Source organism: Acidimicrobiia bacterium, from assembly GCA_041393965.1.
Taxonomy (GTDB): Bacteria; Actinomycetota; Acidimicrobiia; order Spongiisociales; family UBA5794; genus UBA5794.
On the sequence record JAWKJB010000002.1, the window covers coordinates 224,761 to 242,532 of the forward strand.

General features: G+C 63.3%; 13 protein-coding genes. 9 read left to right on the top strand and 4 right to left on the bottom strand.

Annotated features, from left to right (window positions below; genetic code table 11):
* The first annotated feature begins 23 nt into the window (after positions 1 to 23).
* The 3 genes from R2823_05865 (at position 24) to R2823_05875 (ending at position 5,515) form a co-directional block, all read left to right on the top strand.
* Complete coding sequence (locus R2823_05865) at positions 24 to 914, top strand: hypothetical protein (GenBank protein ID MEZ5175714.1); 891 nt, start codon at positions 24 to 26, stop codon at positions 912 to 914.
* A gap of 11 nt (positions 915 to 925) precedes the next feature.
* Positions 926 to 2,965 (top strand): hypothetical protein, encoded by a 2,040-nt coding sequence (locus tag R2823_05870; GenBank protein MEZ5175715.1) that lies wholly within the window; start codon positions 926 to 928, stop codon positions 2,963 to 2,965.
* Positions 2,966 to 3,109: 144 nt separating this feature from the next.
* Complete coding sequence (locus R2823_05875) at positions 3,110 to 5,515, top strand: glycosyltransferase (protein ID MEZ5175716.1); 2,406 nt, start codon at positions 3,110 to 3,112, stop codon at positions 5,513 to 5,515.
* On the opposite strand, the gene R2823_05880 is transcribed toward R2823_05875, so the two are convergent.
* Positions 5,512 to 6,657 (bottom strand): glycosyltransferase family 4 protein, encoded by a 1,146-nt coding sequence (locus R2823_05880; protein MEZ5175717.1) that lies wholly within the window; start codon positions 6,655 to 6,657, stop codon positions 5,512 to 5,514. The two genes, R2823_05875 and R2823_05880, sit on opposite strands and share 4 nt — an antisense overlap.
* 63 nt (positions 6,658 to 6,720) lie before the next feature.
* On the opposite strand from R2823_05880, the gene gmd reads away from it, so the two are divergent.
* The gene (gene gmd, locus R2823_05885; protein ID MEZ5175718.1) at positions 6,721 to 7,704 is read left to right on the top strand and encodes a GDP-mannose 4,6-dehydratase; all 984 of its coding nucleotides are present in this window, start codon (positions 6,721 to 6,723) and stop codon (positions 7,702 to 7,704) included.
* Between the two features lie 4 nt (positions 7,705 to 7,708).
* Positions 7,709 to 8,638 carry an NAD-dependent epimerase/dehydratase family protein gene (locus tag R2823_05890; GenBank protein ID MEZ5175719.1) on the top strand — a complete coding sequence of 310 codons (930 nt, stop codon included), beginning with the start codon at positions 7,709 to 7,711 and terminating at the stop codon, positions 8,636 to 8,638.
* Here the strand turns inward: R2823_05890 and R2823_05895 are convergent.
* Entirely contained in the window at positions 8,611 to 9,627 is a 1,017-nt protein-coding gene (locus R2823_05895; protein ID MEZ5175720.1) for a glycosyltransferase, read from the bottom strand. The two genes, R2823_05890 and R2823_05895, sit on opposite strands and share 28 nt — an antisense overlap.
* A gap of 159 nt (positions 9,628 to 9,786) precedes the next feature.
* Between R2823_05895 and R2823_05900 the strand changes: the two genes are divergently transcribed.
* The 4 genes from R2823_05900 (at position 9,787) to R2823_05915 (ending at position 15,576) form a co-directional block, all read left to right on the top strand.
* Entirely contained in the window at positions 9,787 to 11,550 is a 1,764-nt protein-coding gene (locus tag R2823_05900) for a hypothetical protein (GenBank protein ID MEZ5175721.1), read from the top strand.
* Positions 11,551 to 11,639: 89 nt separating this feature from the next.
* Complete coding sequence (locus tag R2823_05905; protein MEZ5175722.1) at positions 11,640 to 12,854, top strand: CAP domain-containing protein; 1,215 nt, start codon at positions 11,640 to 11,642, stop codon at positions 12,852 to 12,854.
* 66 nt (positions 12,855 to 12,920) lie between these two features.
* Complete coding sequence (locus tag R2823_05910) at positions 12,921 to 14,261, top strand: VCBS repeat domain-containing M23 family metallopeptidase (protein ID MEZ5175723.1); 1,341 nt, start codon at positions 12,921 to 12,923, stop codon at positions 14,259 to 14,261.
* A gap of 91 nt (positions 14,262 to 14,352) precedes the next feature.
* A complete protein-coding gene (locus tag R2823_05915; GenBank protein MEZ5175724.1) occupies positions 14,353 to 15,576 on the top strand; it encodes a L,D-transpeptidase in 1,224 nt (407 codons plus the stop codon).
* Positions 15,577 to 15,579: 3 nt separating this feature from the next.
* Here R2823_05915 and R2823_05920 read toward each other — a convergent pair whose 3' ends face one another.
* Both R2823_05920 and R2823_05925 read right to left on the bottom strand, forming a co-directional pair.
* The gene (locus R2823_05920; protein ID MEZ5175725.1) at positions 15,580 to 16,602 is read right to left on the bottom strand and encodes a glycosyltransferase; all 1,023 of its coding nucleotides are present in this window, start codon (positions 16,600 to 16,602) and stop codon (positions 15,580 to 15,582) included.
* On the bottom strand, positions 16,599 to 17,762 hold the full coding sequence (locus tag R2823_05925; protein ID MEZ5175726.1) for a glycosyltransferase family 2 protein: 1,164 nt from the start codon (positions 17,760 to 17,762) through the stop codon (positions 16,599 to 16,601). The genes R2823_05920 and R2823_05925 overlap by 4 nt, the downstream gene beginning before the upstream one ends.
* Between the last annotated feature and the right edge of the window lie 10 nt (positions 17,763 to 17,772).

Here is a 17,772-nt window from a genome sequence, read left to right on the forward strand (position 1 = left end):
CCTCGGGCACGAGGCGTAGCGAATTGGCCCTGCCAGCACCCGTCAACGCCTTCCTCGCCGCGACCCGCAGTCGATCTCCCCGCGCCCGCCTGGTTCGGGGCATCCTCGGGTTCACGGTTTTCGTCGCGGTCACCTGGTGGGCGTGGACCTCGGTCGACGGCATCGAGATGGAATGGGGATGGGTCGTTGTCCTCTTTGTGGTGGGGGTTCCGCTCGCCCTGACGATTTCAGCTCTTGAGCAGCATGCCAGTACATGGCTCGCTGGTGTCACCGTCTCGTTTGGGTCCTCGTTTCGTACGGCCGTCACAGCCTCGGCTGCAAACTATCTCCCCATTCCGGGAGCTGCGATTGTGCGCATCGGAGCGCTGTCGCGCGCAGGGGCGACGACTGCGTATGCCACCGTTGTTGCGGTGTGGCTTGGTCTCGAATGGCTCGCCATCACCGCGGTGTTCGTTTCCCCGCAACTGGTCGTCTCGGATCTCGTCGTTGTTGGCGCCGCCGTCGGGGCCTCGGGAGTGTTCTTCACGGCGGGCATGGCAGCATGGTTCAAGCGAAGGTATCCCGTTGGGACTGGCGCCGTCTCGGCGTCGCTCGGGATTGTGTCGGTCAGAGTGTTGTTCAACGGCTTCACCGCCTATGTGGGCCTCCGTGCCGTCGGAGCGACCGTGAGTGCGGGAGTTGCGCTCCTCGTCTCAGCTTCGAGTGTTCTCGCCTCGGCACTCGGCATTTTCCCCGGTGGATTGGGCGTCCGGGAGTTCTTCGCCGGTGTCCTTGCCTCCATCGGCGATTTCGATCCTGCAACAGCAGCACTGGGGGCAGTCGTCACGCGTGCCACGATGACCGTCGCGTTGGGCATCACATTCGCCTGGATCGCTGTTGTACAGCGCGGCCATCATCGGGCAGGCGTGGAGTGACGAGCACTGGTTTGTTGTCACATCGTGGCCGATGGCGGAGATGGCTCGATCCCGCAGTCGATGCTGTGTCGGTCACCTTCGTATCGTCTCTCACCGTTGGGCTCGTGCTTGCCGTTGCCGGTCATCTCGTACCCTGGCTGTTCTGGCTCGTGGCAATCCCGTGCGCGATCGCCGCGCTCTGGGGCATGCACAGGTGGGCCGAGCCTCGACCCGACGATGCGTCCATCGAAGGCGTCTCGCGCCTTGGAGTCGCTGGGGTCGCGGTGGTTCTCGTCGTCATCGCAGCGGTAACGGTGCTGAATGTCAGGTCTTCCGCCGAGCATCTCCAGACGAATCGAGACCCCGGCGTCTACCTGACGACCGGTGAATGGCTATCCGGCCGCGGAACACTCCTCATTGAAGGCGCGGTCGGGGGGTTCTCGGACATCGAGGGGATCACTGCCGACACGCAGGGCTATCGCGGCCTCAGGGACGATGGTGTGCTCTACGCCCAATTCAATCACGGCTTCCCGGTCCTGTTGGCCCTTGCCGATTGGATCGGCGGTGATCGGCTGATGCTGAACCTCAACCCGCTGATCGGCGGGCTCCTGCTGGCGTTGCTGTTTGTTCTGCTGGCGCGGATGTTCAGGCTCTGGATTGCCGTCGTGGTCTTCATGACTGCGGCGTTGAACCTCGTCTTTTGGTTCTTCACCCGCGATACCTATTCCGAGCCGTTGGTCGCGCTGCTCCTCGTTATGGCACTGCTTGCCGTCCAGAGAGCACAGGATGGATCGAGGATTCACTGGGTCGTTGCGGGCGCCCTTGTGGGCTCGACGGCATTGGTTCGTATCGACGCGTGGTTCTACATCGCCGTGTTCGCTGTGATCATCGCAGTGGAGGTGCTTCGGTCTGCGGCCGAGCACACACAGATGCCGTCGCCGAGTACCGGTCTGGCCACCCTGATCACGATGTGGCTCTTCGGGGTGCTTGGATTCGTCGACCTGAAGCTGCGAAGCCCTCAGTATCTCGATGATCTCGCTAGCAGCATCACCATGTTGCTGTCGGCAGCCTTGGCATCGGGAGTGCTGTCACTGTTGCTCGTCGGAGCGGCAAATCCTGAAGGTCGTTTGATTCGACTTGGCCGAGCAGCGTGGGCACTCACAGAGCGTCACCTCCGGATCGCGGCTGGCACCGCACTGGCAGTGTTTCTGTTGTGGACCGTGTTCTTGAGACCGGCGTTCTCTCAGGCACAAGGGAGCCATGCTGGCCTTGTCACCGGCCTCATGGAACGAGAGGGCATCCCCGCCGATGAATCGCGGTCTTTTTTTGAGTTGGCCGGCCGCTGGCTCACCTGGTACTGGGGTGTTCCATCCGTTGTCTTCGCTTCGGTGGGTGCCGTGCTTGCAGCCACGCGGCGTTCGTTTGTAGCGAGGAGTCGATTCTGGGTCCCGTTGTCTTTGTGCGGCATTGCGATGATGCCGTACCTCGTCAAGCCGTCTATCACACCGGACCAGATGTGGGCCCTGCGTCGGTTCTACCCGATGGCACTGGTCGCTGTGGCTGTCGGTGTCGGTGCGGTCCTTGCGTTTGCCGTCGATGGTGCTCGGCGCTTTCGGCGTGCGAGGGTCGCCGTAGCCGTCATCGCTTCAGCTTCGGTGATCGGCTTGCCGGTCGCGTTCGCTGTGCCTCTCGCAACCGCAAGCACCCAGGTCGGCATGTACGGGTCGACGCAGGAACTGTGCGCCAACCTCCCCGACGATGCCGCGGTGCTCGTTGAGGCAGGTTTCCTCACCCAGATGTACCCGGCAGCGGTGCGATCGTTCTGCGATGTGCCGGTGGCATCCCTTGAGACACATGCCCGAGATACGGCAACCGATCAGGCAGGGCAACAATGGGCGGCGCTTGATCGATCGCTGTTCCTCCTGGTCCGGCCAATCACGGATCTGCCCGATGGCTCAGTGATCGCTGCATCGAGTTTCTCGTTTACCTATCCCGAACGAACGCTCACGAAACGACCATCGACCACCTCCCAAGAGCCCTTCGCGTGGGTGCTGTTGAAGTGGCAGGGCTGAGAGTTCAGACCAGACAAGGTAGCCTTGTGCCAGGCCTGGTGGTACAACGGTAAAGGTCCCGCGGCGTTCTGTTCGGCATGCTACGGGGACAACGGACCAAGGACTTCGGGATTGAATGCTCAAACAACCGCGCTGGTAGTTGCCGTGACACCCGAGCCTGTGTCCAGCGCCTACGCGGTTGTCGATCTGCTGGCTGAGCGATGGCCATCCGTACCAACCATTGCCCTCGTCCCGATCGGAACGGAGGTGGATCGGAGCCTCTTCACCTCAGTCGTGACCGTCGAGGACTACTGCAACCCCTACGAGCCGCGATCCTTGATCCCATCCGAGCAGGTCACGCTCGCGTTGCCGGGGCTCCTCCGTTCCTTGTTGGAGGAGTACGAAACGGTCATTTGGTGCGGACGGGATGTGCTCCCGACCGGCATCCCACTACCCGAACTCGCCGGGCCGGTGACGCTCGGTATTGAGGAGATCGTCCGACCGATGGACTCGCTTACCCCTCACCTGGAAGACCTCGACCATCGGCGCTCTCCGACCCCCGACTCGCGGCTCGTCATCGCGCAGCCGGGTGCAGAACCCTTCCTTGAAGCCTGGATGTCGGTGTGTGGAGAGGCGGTTCTCGATTTCGATCAGCGTTCCGTCGACGAACACGCGAAGAGCTTCCTCGGCAGGGCCCATGCCCATCGCGGCGTCACCGTCAACGGCAGTGACCTCCTCATGATGTGGGCCGACTATGCCGCGGTTGCAGCCCAGCGCGCCGAAGGTGTTCTCACCCCCTTTGTCACAGCCGGGGACCTCTTCGAAAAGGAACGCCAGCTGAGGGCAAAGTCGACAGAGGAATGCGATGGGGGCGACTTCGAGGTGGACTGGCCGATCGTCATCCATCGGGTCCACGATCAGCGACCGATCACTTTTCTTCAGGCGGCAGTCGCGGCGACACCCGTGCAACCGCTTCGCCGCAGCGAGCGTGTCGACAACTTCGTGGCCGAGGTCAGAAGAGCGGCGGATCCCTTCGGGTGGCGATGGTCAGGAGCGGATTCGGACCGCCAGGTCAGGGAGTGGTTGCTCGAAACCAATCAATACGGGATGACCCGTGCATCCGAACTGGTGATCCGGAACACATTCCTGTGGGAGGAGTTCCCACGGGCTCGATATCAACCAAGCGAGTATCACACCTTCCTCGATGCTGGCGGTACGGCGACGATCGGATTCGATACGCGGACACTACGGCCCGCTCCCGTCAACGACGGTCGGTCGGTCCGTGAACAATCCACCAATCCGATCAGATGGAGATGGAATCTCCTCCGACAAACGATTCCCGGCGCGGCCCGACGAGAGCGAAGAGCGTGGCTGAACCGCGTCGCCGGTCCCGATGTGCCGTCGCGAAAGCGAGTCGCCTCCCCTACCGCCGTTGCCGTTGAACGGGATTCCTCCATGTGGGGGTCACCGCCGCGGTCGCTGACGCTGATCGGACCACTCCGCGCCCAGAACGGGTTGGGCGAGGCAGCGCGCGCGACGCTCGAGGCGCTCCGCCTCCTCGATCGGCCGTTTTCCCACATCGACACCAGCGAGAAGTATCCAACGGTCAACACCGCGCCGACGGGCCTGGACTGGTCAACACACGGGAACACCGGTGACATCAACCTGATCCACAACAACGCAGAGGAGGTCCTCACCTATACGCAAAGCGCATTCCGCCATCGCCTCGGAGGGAGATTCAACGCCGCGATGTGGTTCTGGGAGACGGCGGCCCTTCCTGACGGCCTTCGGCCGGCATTTGACTTCGTCGACGAGTTGTGGGTTGCGAGTGACTACCTTGTCGATGTGTTCGGCCAATACGGCCAGGTACCGGTTCGGTCGATCGGCTTGGCGTCGAAGCTTCCCGATGATCGCGTTGTTGACCGCGCCGAGCTCGGCTTTGACGAGGATGACTTCGTGTTCCTGTTCGTGTACGACGCATTCAGCTCCTTCGGTCGCAAGAACCCCGCCAAGGCGCTACGGGCCTTCATTCAGGCATTCGCACCGGGGTTCGACGGTGTCCGCTTCATCCTCAAGGCAAGAAACCTCAGCAAGTACCCCGCGAGCCACGCCGAGATCATGCGACTCGCACAAGAGAACCCTGCCATCAGCGTCATTGACCGAGAGCTGACGAGAGGTCAGGTGCTCGACCTGATGGCCGCTGCCGATATCTATGTGTCCCTGCATGCAGCAGAGGGATACGGTCTGACGATGCTTGAGTCGATGGCTCTGGGCACTCCGACCATCTGCACGGGCTATAGCGGCAACATGGGCTTCACAAACAGCGACAACTCTTGGCTTGTCGACTACGAACTCGTATCGATCGATGAGGCCGCCGGTCCCTATCCGGTTGGATCGACATGGGCGAGCCCCAATGTGGACACCGCCGCGGAGTTCATGAGGCTGGTCGTCGATGATCGAGGCGAGGTGGCTCGGAAAGCGGAACTCGCACGCCGAGACGCACACGAGGCCGCGTCGCCCGAGCGATACGCGGCCCGGCTCGATGCTGAGCTACGCCGAGTCGGTGCTTAGGATCCGAGCCGGTCGAGTAAGGCTTCGGCGGCGGACTTCCACGAGAACCGAAGTGACGCTTGGTAGCCGTCGATGGCAATGGCGGATGCCTTGGCCGGATTGTTCAGGATCTGTTGGAGCGCTGTTCGGAGTTCTGACGGCGATTCGACGATCAGTCCCGTGGTGCCGTGGTCGATCAGCTCATCAGACGCCGTGCCGCGGCGACAGATGACCGGGGTCTGCATGCGCCACGCCTCGATCGTTGCGATGCCGAACGACTCACGATCTGACATCGACACGGAGGCAACCGCTCCCCTGATCAGCTGCCACTTTGTGGCGTCGTCGACCTCCCCGATGAGTTCGACTGCTTCTCCGTGATTCGCCAGTTCCCGGTCGACCTGCTGCTCACCCGGTGGCCCAATCACGAGGAATCGCAGATCGACACCGCTGCTCCGCAGATCGGCGACAACACTCGCCGTGGCCGAAAGGTGCTTGTTCTGCACACGGCGTCCGACCGACACAACATACGGACCGCTGTGCGGATCCTCAAGGTCGGATACGGTATCGACATCCGGAGCGTCGACACCGGGGGGCACGATGACAGTTGCGGTCTTGGGTGCGCCGTAGGCGTTGACAAGGCGTTCCTGTTCCCGGCGTGTCATGGCAAGAACCATGTCTGCCCGCCTCACAAGGTCCGCGATCGTCTCGTGGTCCCACGCCGGATCGTCCTCGTGCAGCATGGGGGCATAGACAAGGTGACCGGGCGGCGGAGCGTCAAAGACGGCATGCACATTCGGAAACGCATGTGGCAGCACCACAGTGGCGTCCGGCTTGAGCCCGTCCAGCATCCGTGCGACTGAAAGGGCGTATCGGCGCCAGATCCGATGAGCCGTCTTCACGCCGTAGGTCCCGGAGGATCTGCGAAACAGGCGGCGACCCGACCCGAGCCTGATGCGATGCACCGAGAGCCCAGCGGTGGTCACCGCCGTATCCGATACGCGGGCATGGCCGGCTTCATAGAACGCCTCCGCCGACATCCGATCCGTCGTCACAATATGCACATCGTGGCCTGCGGCGGCAACCGCCTCGGCAAGGCCCTTGGTGTAGAGCTCGGCCCCACCAAGCGCGGGTGGGTAGGCGTGTGGTACGAATGCAATCCTCATCGAACCCCGTTCCGGTGACCCCGCGGTACCCTACCGGCACCACACGACACGAGGGGTCGATTCTTGGCATCCAAACGCGCACTGATCACCGGGATCACCGGTCAGGACGGATCCTACCTTGCCGAGCATCTCGTCGACCTCGGCTACGAGGTGCATGGGACGATCCGAACGACAACCCAGGACATGGAAGACACCCGTATCGGTCACCTTACGATCGGGGACACGCCGCAGGTAACGCTCCACATCACCGACCTCGGCGACTCGCATTCGCTTGGGCGCCTCATCGATAGTGTGCGCCCCCACGAGGTGTACAACCTCGCCGCTCAGAGCCATGTGCGTGCGAGCTTCGATCAACCGGTTCACACCGGTGATGTGACGGGACTCGGAGCGGTCCGGCTGCTCGAAGCGATCAGGAACATCGATCCAACGATCCGGTACTACCAGGCATCGAGCAGCGAGATGTTCGGCTCTTCGCCCCCGCCACAGGGGGAAGACACGCATTTCCATCCGAGGAGCCCGTACGCCGTCGCAAAGGTCTACGCCTACTGGGCGACGGTCAACTACCGGGAGTCGTACGACCTCCACGCGTCAAACGGGATCCTGTTCAACCACGAGAGCCCGAGGCGGGGCAAGGAATTCGTGACACGGAAGATCACATCGTCGATTCCACGCTTGTTGTCCGGTGAACAGACCAAGCTCTTCCTCGGCAACCTCGACGCTCGAAGGGACTGGGGGCATGCGAGGGACTATGTCAGAGCGATGCACCTCATGGTCGTCCACGACGAGCCGCTCGATCTGGTCATTGGCACGGGCGAATCGCACTCGGTGCGGGACTTCCTCGATGAGGCGTTCGGGGTCGTCGATCTCGACTGGGGTGACTTCGTCGAAATCGACCCTCGGTTCTACCGGCCCGCCGAGGTGGATTACCTCCAGGCGGACATCTCGAAGGCGCGCCAGATTCTCGGCTGGGAGCCCGAGACATCCTTCGGGGATCTCGTGAAGGAGATGGTCGAAGCCGACCTCGCGCTGTACGCAGCAAGAGGATGACCAGGTGAGGACAGTCGCCGTTGTCGGTGGCTCCGGCTTCATCGGCCGGGCGGTGGTCGGTGCCCTGCGCAACGCTGACGCGGTCCCTGTGGTCGTCGGGAAGGATGATCCCGCTGATTCGGACATCGAGTTCCACGCCGCAGATGCACTTGACCTTCGACAGATGGAAGCCGCCCTGTACGGCTGCGATGCGGTGGTACATCTTGCTGCCCGTTCCGGCGGCATCCAGATGCAGAACGAAGCCGGAGTCTTCGACGAGAACCGCGCGATGACCGACACCGTGCTTGAAGCGAGTCGTCGTGCCGGGGTGCAAGCCGTGTTTCTCGCTTCCTCGCAGGTGGTGTATCGCGACTCGACGGAGCCGATTCCCGAGGAAGCCCCCATCGTCTCGAGCTGGGACCAGCCGAGCCAATACGCATGGTCGAAGGCGACGGACGAGGTCGTTGGCCGATGGTGGGGCGAAGCCTCGGGTATCAGGCTGGTGATCGGTCGGTTCGGCAACATCTACGGCCCTGGGGCCTCGTACGACGATGAGCGTTCCACCGTGATACACGCTCTCGTTCGCCGGTTCGGGACGGCGGTGCCCACCGATCCGGTGGTCGTGTGGGGCGACGGATCCGCAATCCGGTCCTTCCTGTTTGTCGACGATGCGGGTCGAGCGGTTGTCGATGTTCTGCGTGGGGGAGAGTCAGGGTCTGCATACAACATTGACTCTGGCGAAGGGATCACCATCGCCGATCTGGCGTCGATCGTCCGCGATACCGTGTCGGAACGCCTCGCGATCGCCTACGACGGGTCGAAACCGGTCGGTGTCCCGTACCGTGTCGGTTCGGTCGCAAGGCTCCAAGCACTGGGCTGGGTCCCCCGCGTCTCTCTCCGCGACGGCATCAGGACGACGCTCGCCGACTACCGACGGCGGTTCCCATCCGGGTGATGCGCCGAGCGTGGGGGCGTCTCGGCAAGGCCACGAGTCTCCGGCGCTGGCCTGCGCGCGAATAGGCCCGCCCACATGCCGCTTCCGAACGCCAGATGCATGGTCGCTGCGGCGATCGATGTCCGGAGTCGGTTGCCCGGCGCACGCATCGCCACGACGACGAGGCCAACAAGCCAACCGGTGAGGACGGCAGCGAGGGGAAGCCAGGTCCAAGGGAGGACCCCGATACCGGTGACGAGGGCGAGCACCAGGAGGAACGGCGCCAGGGGCCGCATCGTGGGGAGGCGGCCGTTGAGCCGAAGCAGCTCTGCTTTACCCCGGCCGTACTTGAAGAACTGGCGCGTGAGGCTCGACCATGTCGAACGGGGTCGGTACCAAGACCGAATCGAAGGATCAACGACCACGACACCGCCACTAGCACGCCACCGCGCGTAGAAGTCCGCGTCCTCGACGGTTCCCGACGGAAAGGTGCGGTAGCCGCCGAGCTCGAGAAACGCCGCTCGAGCGAAGGTACCGAGGTAGACGGTGTCGACCTGTTCGACAGCGGCCGCATGGTGGAAGCGACCGGGCCCGATGGCGAGGGGATCCGCCATGGCGTTGGCAATGGCGTGTCCCCAAGCGTTTGCACCCTGCGCCACCATGGGCCCGCCCACAGCGATACCCCGGCGCCACGCAGCGATGCTCGCAGCGATGTAGTCATCCGCGTAGCGGGTGTGGGCATCCATCCGGACAAGGAGATCCCCGCGTGCCACGGACGCGGCACGGTTGAGTCCCACCGATTGCCGACCCTCAGGGTTGGAGATCAACCGGACCCTTGCGTCCCGTGCGGCGAGCGATGCAACCTGTTGGGTCGTGGCGTCGGTCGATCCTCCGTCAGCGATGATCACCTCGACCACCTCGGGACATGCCAGCGCCGTCGAAACCACATGGGCGATCGTGTCTTGTTCATTGAGGGTTGCGATGATCACGCTGGCGGTGGGTGCTCCCATGGTGGGGAAGCCTACCGATGCTGGATAGGAGACCCGATGCGTCGGCGGATTGATCGGCGGAACGAGCTGCCGGTGGATGGTCGCTAATTCAGATCCAGGGGGACAATGGGTCCCGGTGGCCTCTCTTCACCCTCAAGAAACACCCCGAAAGTCCGATATATGACCATGCGAATTGTCCGCGCCCTGACCGTCGCCGTCGCCGTGGGTCTCGTCATGTCTTCCGGCATCGCATCGGCTGCCGAAACCGGTCCGGGCCTTCACACGGGGCTGTATTCGAGCGACTTCTATGTGACAGGCGATCTCAACGGCGTTGGCGCCGCTGCCGGGCAGAAGGTCACCTTCGGTGGCACCTTCCACGATGTGTATGAGGCAACGAGCGACTACAACCCGGGCGACCCGAACTCGTGGTCCAATACCGTCGAGATCCTCGAGAGTGCCTGGGCCGCGAAATCGACACCGTTTGCGAATGTCGGCGTCAACGCGTCGGCCGGTTCGATCGCCAACGGGAATCACGATGTCCAGATCGCCGAGTGGGTTCGTCATGTGAAGGCGTTCCTCGACCGTGGAGGCGGACGGAGCCTGATCGTCGGCGTCCTCCCCGAGCACAACCTCCGCAATGCCTACGGCTGTGACCCGGCGAGGTTCGAGACGGCTTACCGGAAGTTCGTCGATGCATTCACCGCAGCGGGAATCGACGAGACCCAGGTGCGTTTCGCCTGGGTGCCCAATGGTTGGACAGCACCGGGCTGCGGTTCCCTCGCCAGCTACTACCCGGGGGATGATGTTGTCGATGTGATCGGCATCTCGGCATACAACTGGGGCTCGTGCCCGGGAAACGGCTCCTATCAGACACCCGCCCAAGCCATGGGTCCATACCTCGACGAGATTCGCAACACCATCCCCGGATCCAACAGCAAACCCTTCGTCATCTCACAGACGGCGTCGCCCCGCGGCGGGTGTCAGAACGCGTGGATCACCACGATGACCTCCTATCTCAAGAACGATCCGAATGTGGTCGGGTTCGTGTGGTTCAACTTCAACAAGCCGGGCGAACCCGACTTCCGTGTGTGGACCTCGTCGCTGGTGCAGGGCTGGAAGGATGCCGTTGCCAGCGGTGACACCGCCTACAGCTGGCCGCTCACCTCATGGTTCTCCCCGGGGACACTCACCGTTGGCGACCCACCGCCTGAGGATGTCCCCTGTGATCGCGGCCCCTGTGACACCGTGGCAGCCATCGACGCTGGCGGCTATTGGGCGATCTGGGATGAGCTCTCCTCGTCCTCGGGGAAGACCAAGTTCTTCTTCGGGAACCCCGGCGACCTCCCATTCATGGGCGACTGGGACGGCAACGGGACCGCAACTCCTGGCCTGTACCGCCAGTCGGACGGCTTCGTCTATGTCCGCTACTCGAACACCCAAGGCAACGCCAACCGGGAGTTCTACTTCGGGAATCCCGGCGATGTGCCGCTCGTCGGAGACTTCGACGGCGACGGACGCGACTCGGTTTCGATCTGGCGGGCGAGCGAAGCCCGCGTCTATGTCATCAACGAGCTCGGGGAGAACGGGAAAGGCCTTGGAGCGGCCGAATTCAGCTACATGTTCGGAAACCCCGGCGATCAGCCGTTCGTCGGTGACTTCGACGGCGACGGCATCGACACCGTCGGTTTGTACCGACAATCGACCGGCTTCGTGTACTTCCGCAACTCGCTGACGACCGGGGCTGCTGACTTCTCGTTCTACTACGGAATCCCAGGCGACTCGATCCTCGCGGGGGATTGGGACGGTGACGGAGACGACACCGTCGCCGTGTACCGTCCGTCGACCCGCAGGCTGTATGTGAACCTCAAGAATGCTGCTGGTGTCGCCGACTGGACCGGCTACATCGGCCCGTACCCCCATGTCGTCACGGCTGGCAAGCGCTGACCATGGAACACAAGTCTTGGACAAAGCCCCTTGAGCGCGTACCCAGGGTTCTGGTTGTACCAAAAGGTCAACCAGAACCCTGGGTACGCGTGAACGCGGCGGTTCTCGCGATGATCTTGGCCCTTGTGATGGTGGTCGTTGCGGCAGGGCCTGCGGTTGCCGGGGGTGCAGCGGTCGATCCCGGCCTCGAGCAGTGCCTGCTCGGCCTCCACAACGCCGAACGCACCGCCAGGGGCCTCCATCCGCTGATCCCGGAACCCTCCCTGACCGGCTACGCGAGGGACTGGTCGTTCGAGATGTACAACAGCGGCGACTTCCGCCACTCGGACCTGTCGTTCCCTGGCAACTGGTGGGGGAGGAGCGAGAACATCTCCTACAGCTACGGCTACGGGTCCCAATGCCAAAGCCACCACGATGCCTTCATGAACTCGCCAGGCCACAAGGCCAACATTCTGCGTGCCTCGTCGGACCGCGTCGGGGTCGGAATCGTTGTCGACCCTGCCGACCACGACCTCACCTATGTGACCGTCGTGTTCGGCGACTCGGATGGCTCCTCCGGCCCCGCACCGATCCCGCCCTTCCCACCGAGTCCATGCACCGGATCCTGTGCCGGCTTCGCAGCGGTCGATGCGGGCGGCAGATGGAGCGTCTTCGACAAGGTCGGTGACAACACACCCAACACCTTCTACTTCGGGAATCCAGGCGATGTCCCGTTCATGGGGGACTGGGACGGCGACGGTGTGGCGACACCGGGCCTGTACCGCCAGTCCGACGGATTCGTCTATCTCAGGAACAGCAACACCCAAGGCAACGCAGACATCGAGTTCTACTTCGGGAACCCAGGCGATGTCCCCATTGCGGGGGACTGGGACGGCGACGGGGACGACACGGTGTCGATCTACCGACCCTCCGAGGGCCGGTTCTACATCGTCAACGAACTCGGTGTCGACGGTGGCGGATTGGGCGCGGCCGACTTCAGCTTCATGTTCGGCAATGTCGGCGACACGCCATTTGTCGGTGACTTCAACGGCAACGGAAGAGACTCGGTCGGGCTCCACCGCGCGTCGACCGGGTACTCGTACTTCCGCTACTCGCTCACAACCGGAGTCGCCGACCGTGCGTTCTTCTACGGGAATCCCGGGGACCGCATCATGGCGGGCGACTGGAACGGCAACGGGACCGACACGGTCGCCGTGTACCGACCGTCCCAGTGGCATCTGTATGTCAAGCTCCACAACACCCCCGGTGCTGCCGACTGGGATGCCTACCTCGGCCAGTTCAAGCATGTCGTGTCGATGCGATAGGCCCGACTCCGTGACGACCGACGCCAGCCGTTCAAGGATCGGAGCACTTCCGCCGATACCGTCTGTATGCGTTTCGTAGTTCCTCGCGTCACGGTTGTCGCCACCGTCCTCACCCTCGCAGCGGCCCTGCTCACAGCCACGGCACCCATGGCCCGAGCCGATGTGCCCCCACCCGATTGGATCTTCCCCGTCGTCGGACAGGACGGTGTCGATTTCGGCTACAGCGACACCTTCGGGGCTCCGCGCAGCGGAGGAAGAACCCACCACGGCGTCGACATCGGGACCTACGGCATCAAGGGAGTCCCCGTCGTCGCAGCCGCCGACGGCTATGTGCGGTATGTGAACTGGTCCTCGAGCCCTGACGACCTCAACCCGGAACGCTGCTGCACGCTTGCCCTCATGCACGAAGGCGGTTGGGAGACCTGGTACATCCATCTCAACAACGACACGCCCGGAACCGATGACGGCCTCGGTTGGGGCATCGCGGATGGGATCCTGCCGGGTGTCACCGTCGAGGCGGGTCAGCTCATCGGTTGGGACGGTGACTCCGGCAACGCGGAAGGCACCTACCCACATTTGCACTGGGAAGTCCACGCCCCCGGCGGCGTCGTCGTGAACCCCACCCCGCACGCAGATGCTGCGATGCGCATCAGCGAGCCTGGCATTCCGCACTACGACCCGCCATGTGCGGCCGAGACGACCTGCGACTCGATCGCGACCGTTGATGTGGGCAGTCGCTTCGGGCTGTGGGACACGCTCGACGACCCTCACGACGAATCCCTGTTCTACTTCGGGAACCCGGGCGATGTCCCGTTCATGGGGGATTGGGATGGCGACGGTGAAGCCACACCCGGCCTGTACCGACAATCCGACGGGTTCGTGTACCTGCGCGATACCAACACGCAAGGTGTTGCCGACCGCGAGTTCTACTTCGGGGATCCCGGTGATGTCCCTCTCATCGGTGACTTCAACGGGGACGGGAAGGACACCGTGTCGATTTGGCGTGCGAGCGAGGCGAAGGTCTACATCATCAACGAGCTCGGCGAAGACGGTGCTGGGCTCGGCGCGGCAGATTACAGCTTCATGTTCGGCGATCCGGGAGATCAGCCGTTCGTTGGCGACTTCGACGGCGACGGCATCGACACCATCGGCCTGTACCGAACCTCGTCGGGGTTCGTGTACTTCAGGAACCAGAACAGCACCGGTACCGCCGACTTCGAGTTCTTCTACGGCATTCCGGGAGACCGAATCTTTGCCGGTGACTGGGACGGTGACGGCGACGACACCGTTGCCGTGTTCCGGCCCAGCACGCGCCGGGTCTACATGAGTCTCGCAAACGAGCCGAGGATGGCCGACTGGGGGGGCTATGTCGGACTCGTCCCCCATGTCGTGGTCGCTGGCCGATGACATCGTGGCCGCTGACGGGAACCATTGCCGTGGAGGCCCGTCACCTCGAAGTAGGGTGACACCCGGACGACCAGCCGTGAGGGGAGTGGACATGACCGTGACGACCAGCCCGTGGAGGTCGATCCTTCGATCCTTCGTCGTGCTCGCCTGTCTGGCTGCGTTCATGGTGGTCGGGCTCGCGGCAGCCAATGCGAGCGACGATGTCGGGCTTGTCGACCGCGAGACGGGACTGTGGTATCTGCGGGACGCCGATACGGGTGAAACGACCTCCTTCTACTACGGCAATCCGGCGGATATCCCCTTTGTCGGCGACTGGGATTGCGACGGTATCGCAACACCTGGTCTGTACCGACAATCGGACGGCTTCGTCTACCTGCGCAACACGAACACGCAAGGCGTTGCCGATGTCTTGTTCTTCTTCGGTGATCCGAACGACATCCCGATCGCAGGGGACTTCGACGGTGACGGTTGCGACACCGTCTCGATCTACCGGTCGTCGGAGTCCCGGGTCTACATCATCAATGAGATCGGGGCCGACGGGAAAGGGCTCGGTTCGGCTGAGTTCTTCTACGACTTCGGAAATCCGGGCGATGTGCCCGTCGTCGGCGATCCCGACGGCGACGGTGTCGACACCGTGCACATGTTCCGCCCCTCAACCAACCGGCTGTACCTCAACAACGCACTCGCACACGGTTCGAACGGTGTGATCACGGTCCCGGACAGGACGGCTCCGCTCATAGGGGACTGGCCGGGTGCCGACCCCGTTGCAACATTCGGATCGAATCCTGCCGAGTTCATCGTCCCGGGCACCGGCACCTTCGAGTACGGGTCGCCGGACATGGCGCCGGTGGCCAGCGATTTCGGTGCGCTCCCCGGTGGGGATCCGCCCCCTCCTGTACCGCCTCCGTATCCCGATGTGGGCTCAGGGAAGCGGATCATCTACTCGAATTCCCAGCAGCATGTCTGGCTCATCGATGAGAACGACAAGCTCGTCGACGACTATGCCGTGTCGGGCCGCAAAGGTATCCCACTCAACGGCACATACGCCGTGTACAGCAAGTCGGTGAACGCCTGGGCACCGTATGGGGGCATCACGATGAAGCACATGGTCCGGTTCGTGAGGCCGGGGTCCTGGGGGAACCGGTGGGCATACGGCTTCCACTCCATTCCGAGGTACCCCGATGGCCGGCCGATGCAGACCGAAGAACAGATGGGGACCTTCCGATCGGGGGGATGCGTCAGGCAACCCGACCACAAGGCCGAGGCTCTCTTCGCTTGGGCCGAGATCGGGACGGTCGTCCACGCGATTCCGTGACGCTCAGTCAGTCGGCATCGGCCTGTCGCCGCGACGGCCCTGCATGGGCCTTCCTCGCCGGAGGGTACGGAGCTGACGGCCGGGATATCGCCATTCCATCGACGCGAGCAGTTCCCGGTCGGGGACCGATCGGAAGGCCCGTACCTGCGCTCTGCGCTCCCGTCGTTGCTCTCGTCGCTCACGAAAGCTCCCGTACGAACGGGCCTTTGCCCCCGGGAGCCCGCCTCGTGCGAGGAGGGCATAGGCCCACACGGCGGCCTCGGACATGAGCAGTGCCGGGCCGAGCAACACGAGGGTCGCGGGATGCAGGTATGTGGAGAGCATCTCGATCCGGTTGCGCTCGAGAAGGAAGAACTTCTCGGCGGACATGATCAGGGTGTAGTCGTGGAGGATGGGAGCCGTTGGGACATGCCAGGTCGTGGAACCGACGGATCGCAGGGCCCACGACAACTCGACATCCTCGTGGTACAGGAACCCACCCTCGTACCAGCCGCCGATTCTGTCGAGGGCTTCCGTCCGGACGACGAATGCCGTTCCTTGGATACCCGGCGTCTCGGAAGGTGTGCGAGCGGCTGATGTGAGTGGATGCCCGAGGTGCCGGTTGAACCCGAAGCCGGTCTTGTGGATGGAGAGCCCTTCGGCGTTGAGTTGAGCTGCTCCCGCAAGGCCTACGGTTGGTGAGCATCCTCCAATGCCCGGATCTGCGTCGAGGGCCGCAATGCACGGGCTGAGCCAGTCTCCTGTCGCCACACAATCGGCGTTCATGACAGCGAGGTATGGCGTGTCGATGTGAGTGCGGGCAAGGTTGGCACCATACGCGTAGCCGCCGTTGCGCTCGGCGGACACGACGGAGATCGCAGGCAATGCTGCGGCGAGGTGGCGGCCGATGCCGAGGGTGTCGTCATCAGATGCGTTGTCGACGATGACGATCGGGGCATCGGAGACCGAGCGAAGGGACTCGATGCACGCCTCGAGAACGGCGCCGTCGTTGTAGGCGACAACGGCGATGGTGACCGGCTTCGTCACGCGGTGCGATCGGCCACGAGGGTGATGAACAAGGCTGCCGACAGGAGCTGGAGGCCGAATACCGCCCCGGTCGCTGTCAGAACGAGTGAGCGGGTGGCCGTGAACTCGGGACCGCCCGAGATGATCCAACCGGCGATCGTGATGGCGAGCCAGATCCCGCACACCGCTGTGATGGCAAGGCCTACGAGAGCGGCTCCGGTGCGAACCGTCGATGAGGTGATCTTGTCAAGCACGGGGGTAACAGCGAATCCGAGGTGGCGACGGTACACCGCTCCGGCGATGCCGAAGGTGAGAAGCTGGAAACCGGCAAGGATGCCGAGGGACGACACAATGAAGGTGTGGATCGACAGCCCGAGGTAGCCGGTGATGATCGGCCCACCGGCAAGGGCGATCGCGGCGACAATCGACACGACGGTGAGGATGAGCCCGGGGAGGCCGAACAGGAGAAGGGGGCGGTAGACGAGGAGCAGTCGAAGGATTCGGCCGAGGATCCGTGCTCCGTCCCTGAACGGGTTGAGCTTTTTGTCGCCGATCCGGGGATGGTATGAGATCGGCATGGTCGCGACACGGAGTCCGCGTTCTTTGACCTTGATGCCGATTTCGACCTCGATGTCGAATCCGGACGCTTCGGTGGCGAGCTCCTCGAAGACATCCGATCGGAATCCGTAGAGGCCCGAGAGGTGGTCACCCGGTCCGAGGCCGTGGAGTGTCTTGAGGATCCGACCCATGGCCATGTTCCCGATACGGTTCACGCGCGGTGTGTTCGACTCATCGATGACCCGGTCGGCACGCACATAGTCGTGATCTTCGAGGAGCTTCGCCATCTCGGCAACCGCATCGGCGGGGTAGGTGGCGTCAGCGTCCATGCAGATGATGAACTCCCCCGTCGCGGCGGCGAATCCCGACCTGAGGGCGGCTCCCTTCCCCTTGTTGCGTCCATGGCGAACGACGATGCAGTTGAGCGCTTCGGCGGTCTCTGCCGTGCCGTCGCTGCTGCCGTCGTCAACAACGATGATCTCGCACTCACCGACATTGCGACGGAGGTCCGCGATCACGGAAGGAAGGGCTTCCCGCTCGTTCAGTGCGGGGAGAACGACGGAGACGGTCGGCGCTTCCGAGATCGGGTTCAGGGGCGGTTTCGCTGCCGTCGGTTGATCCACGACGACAGGT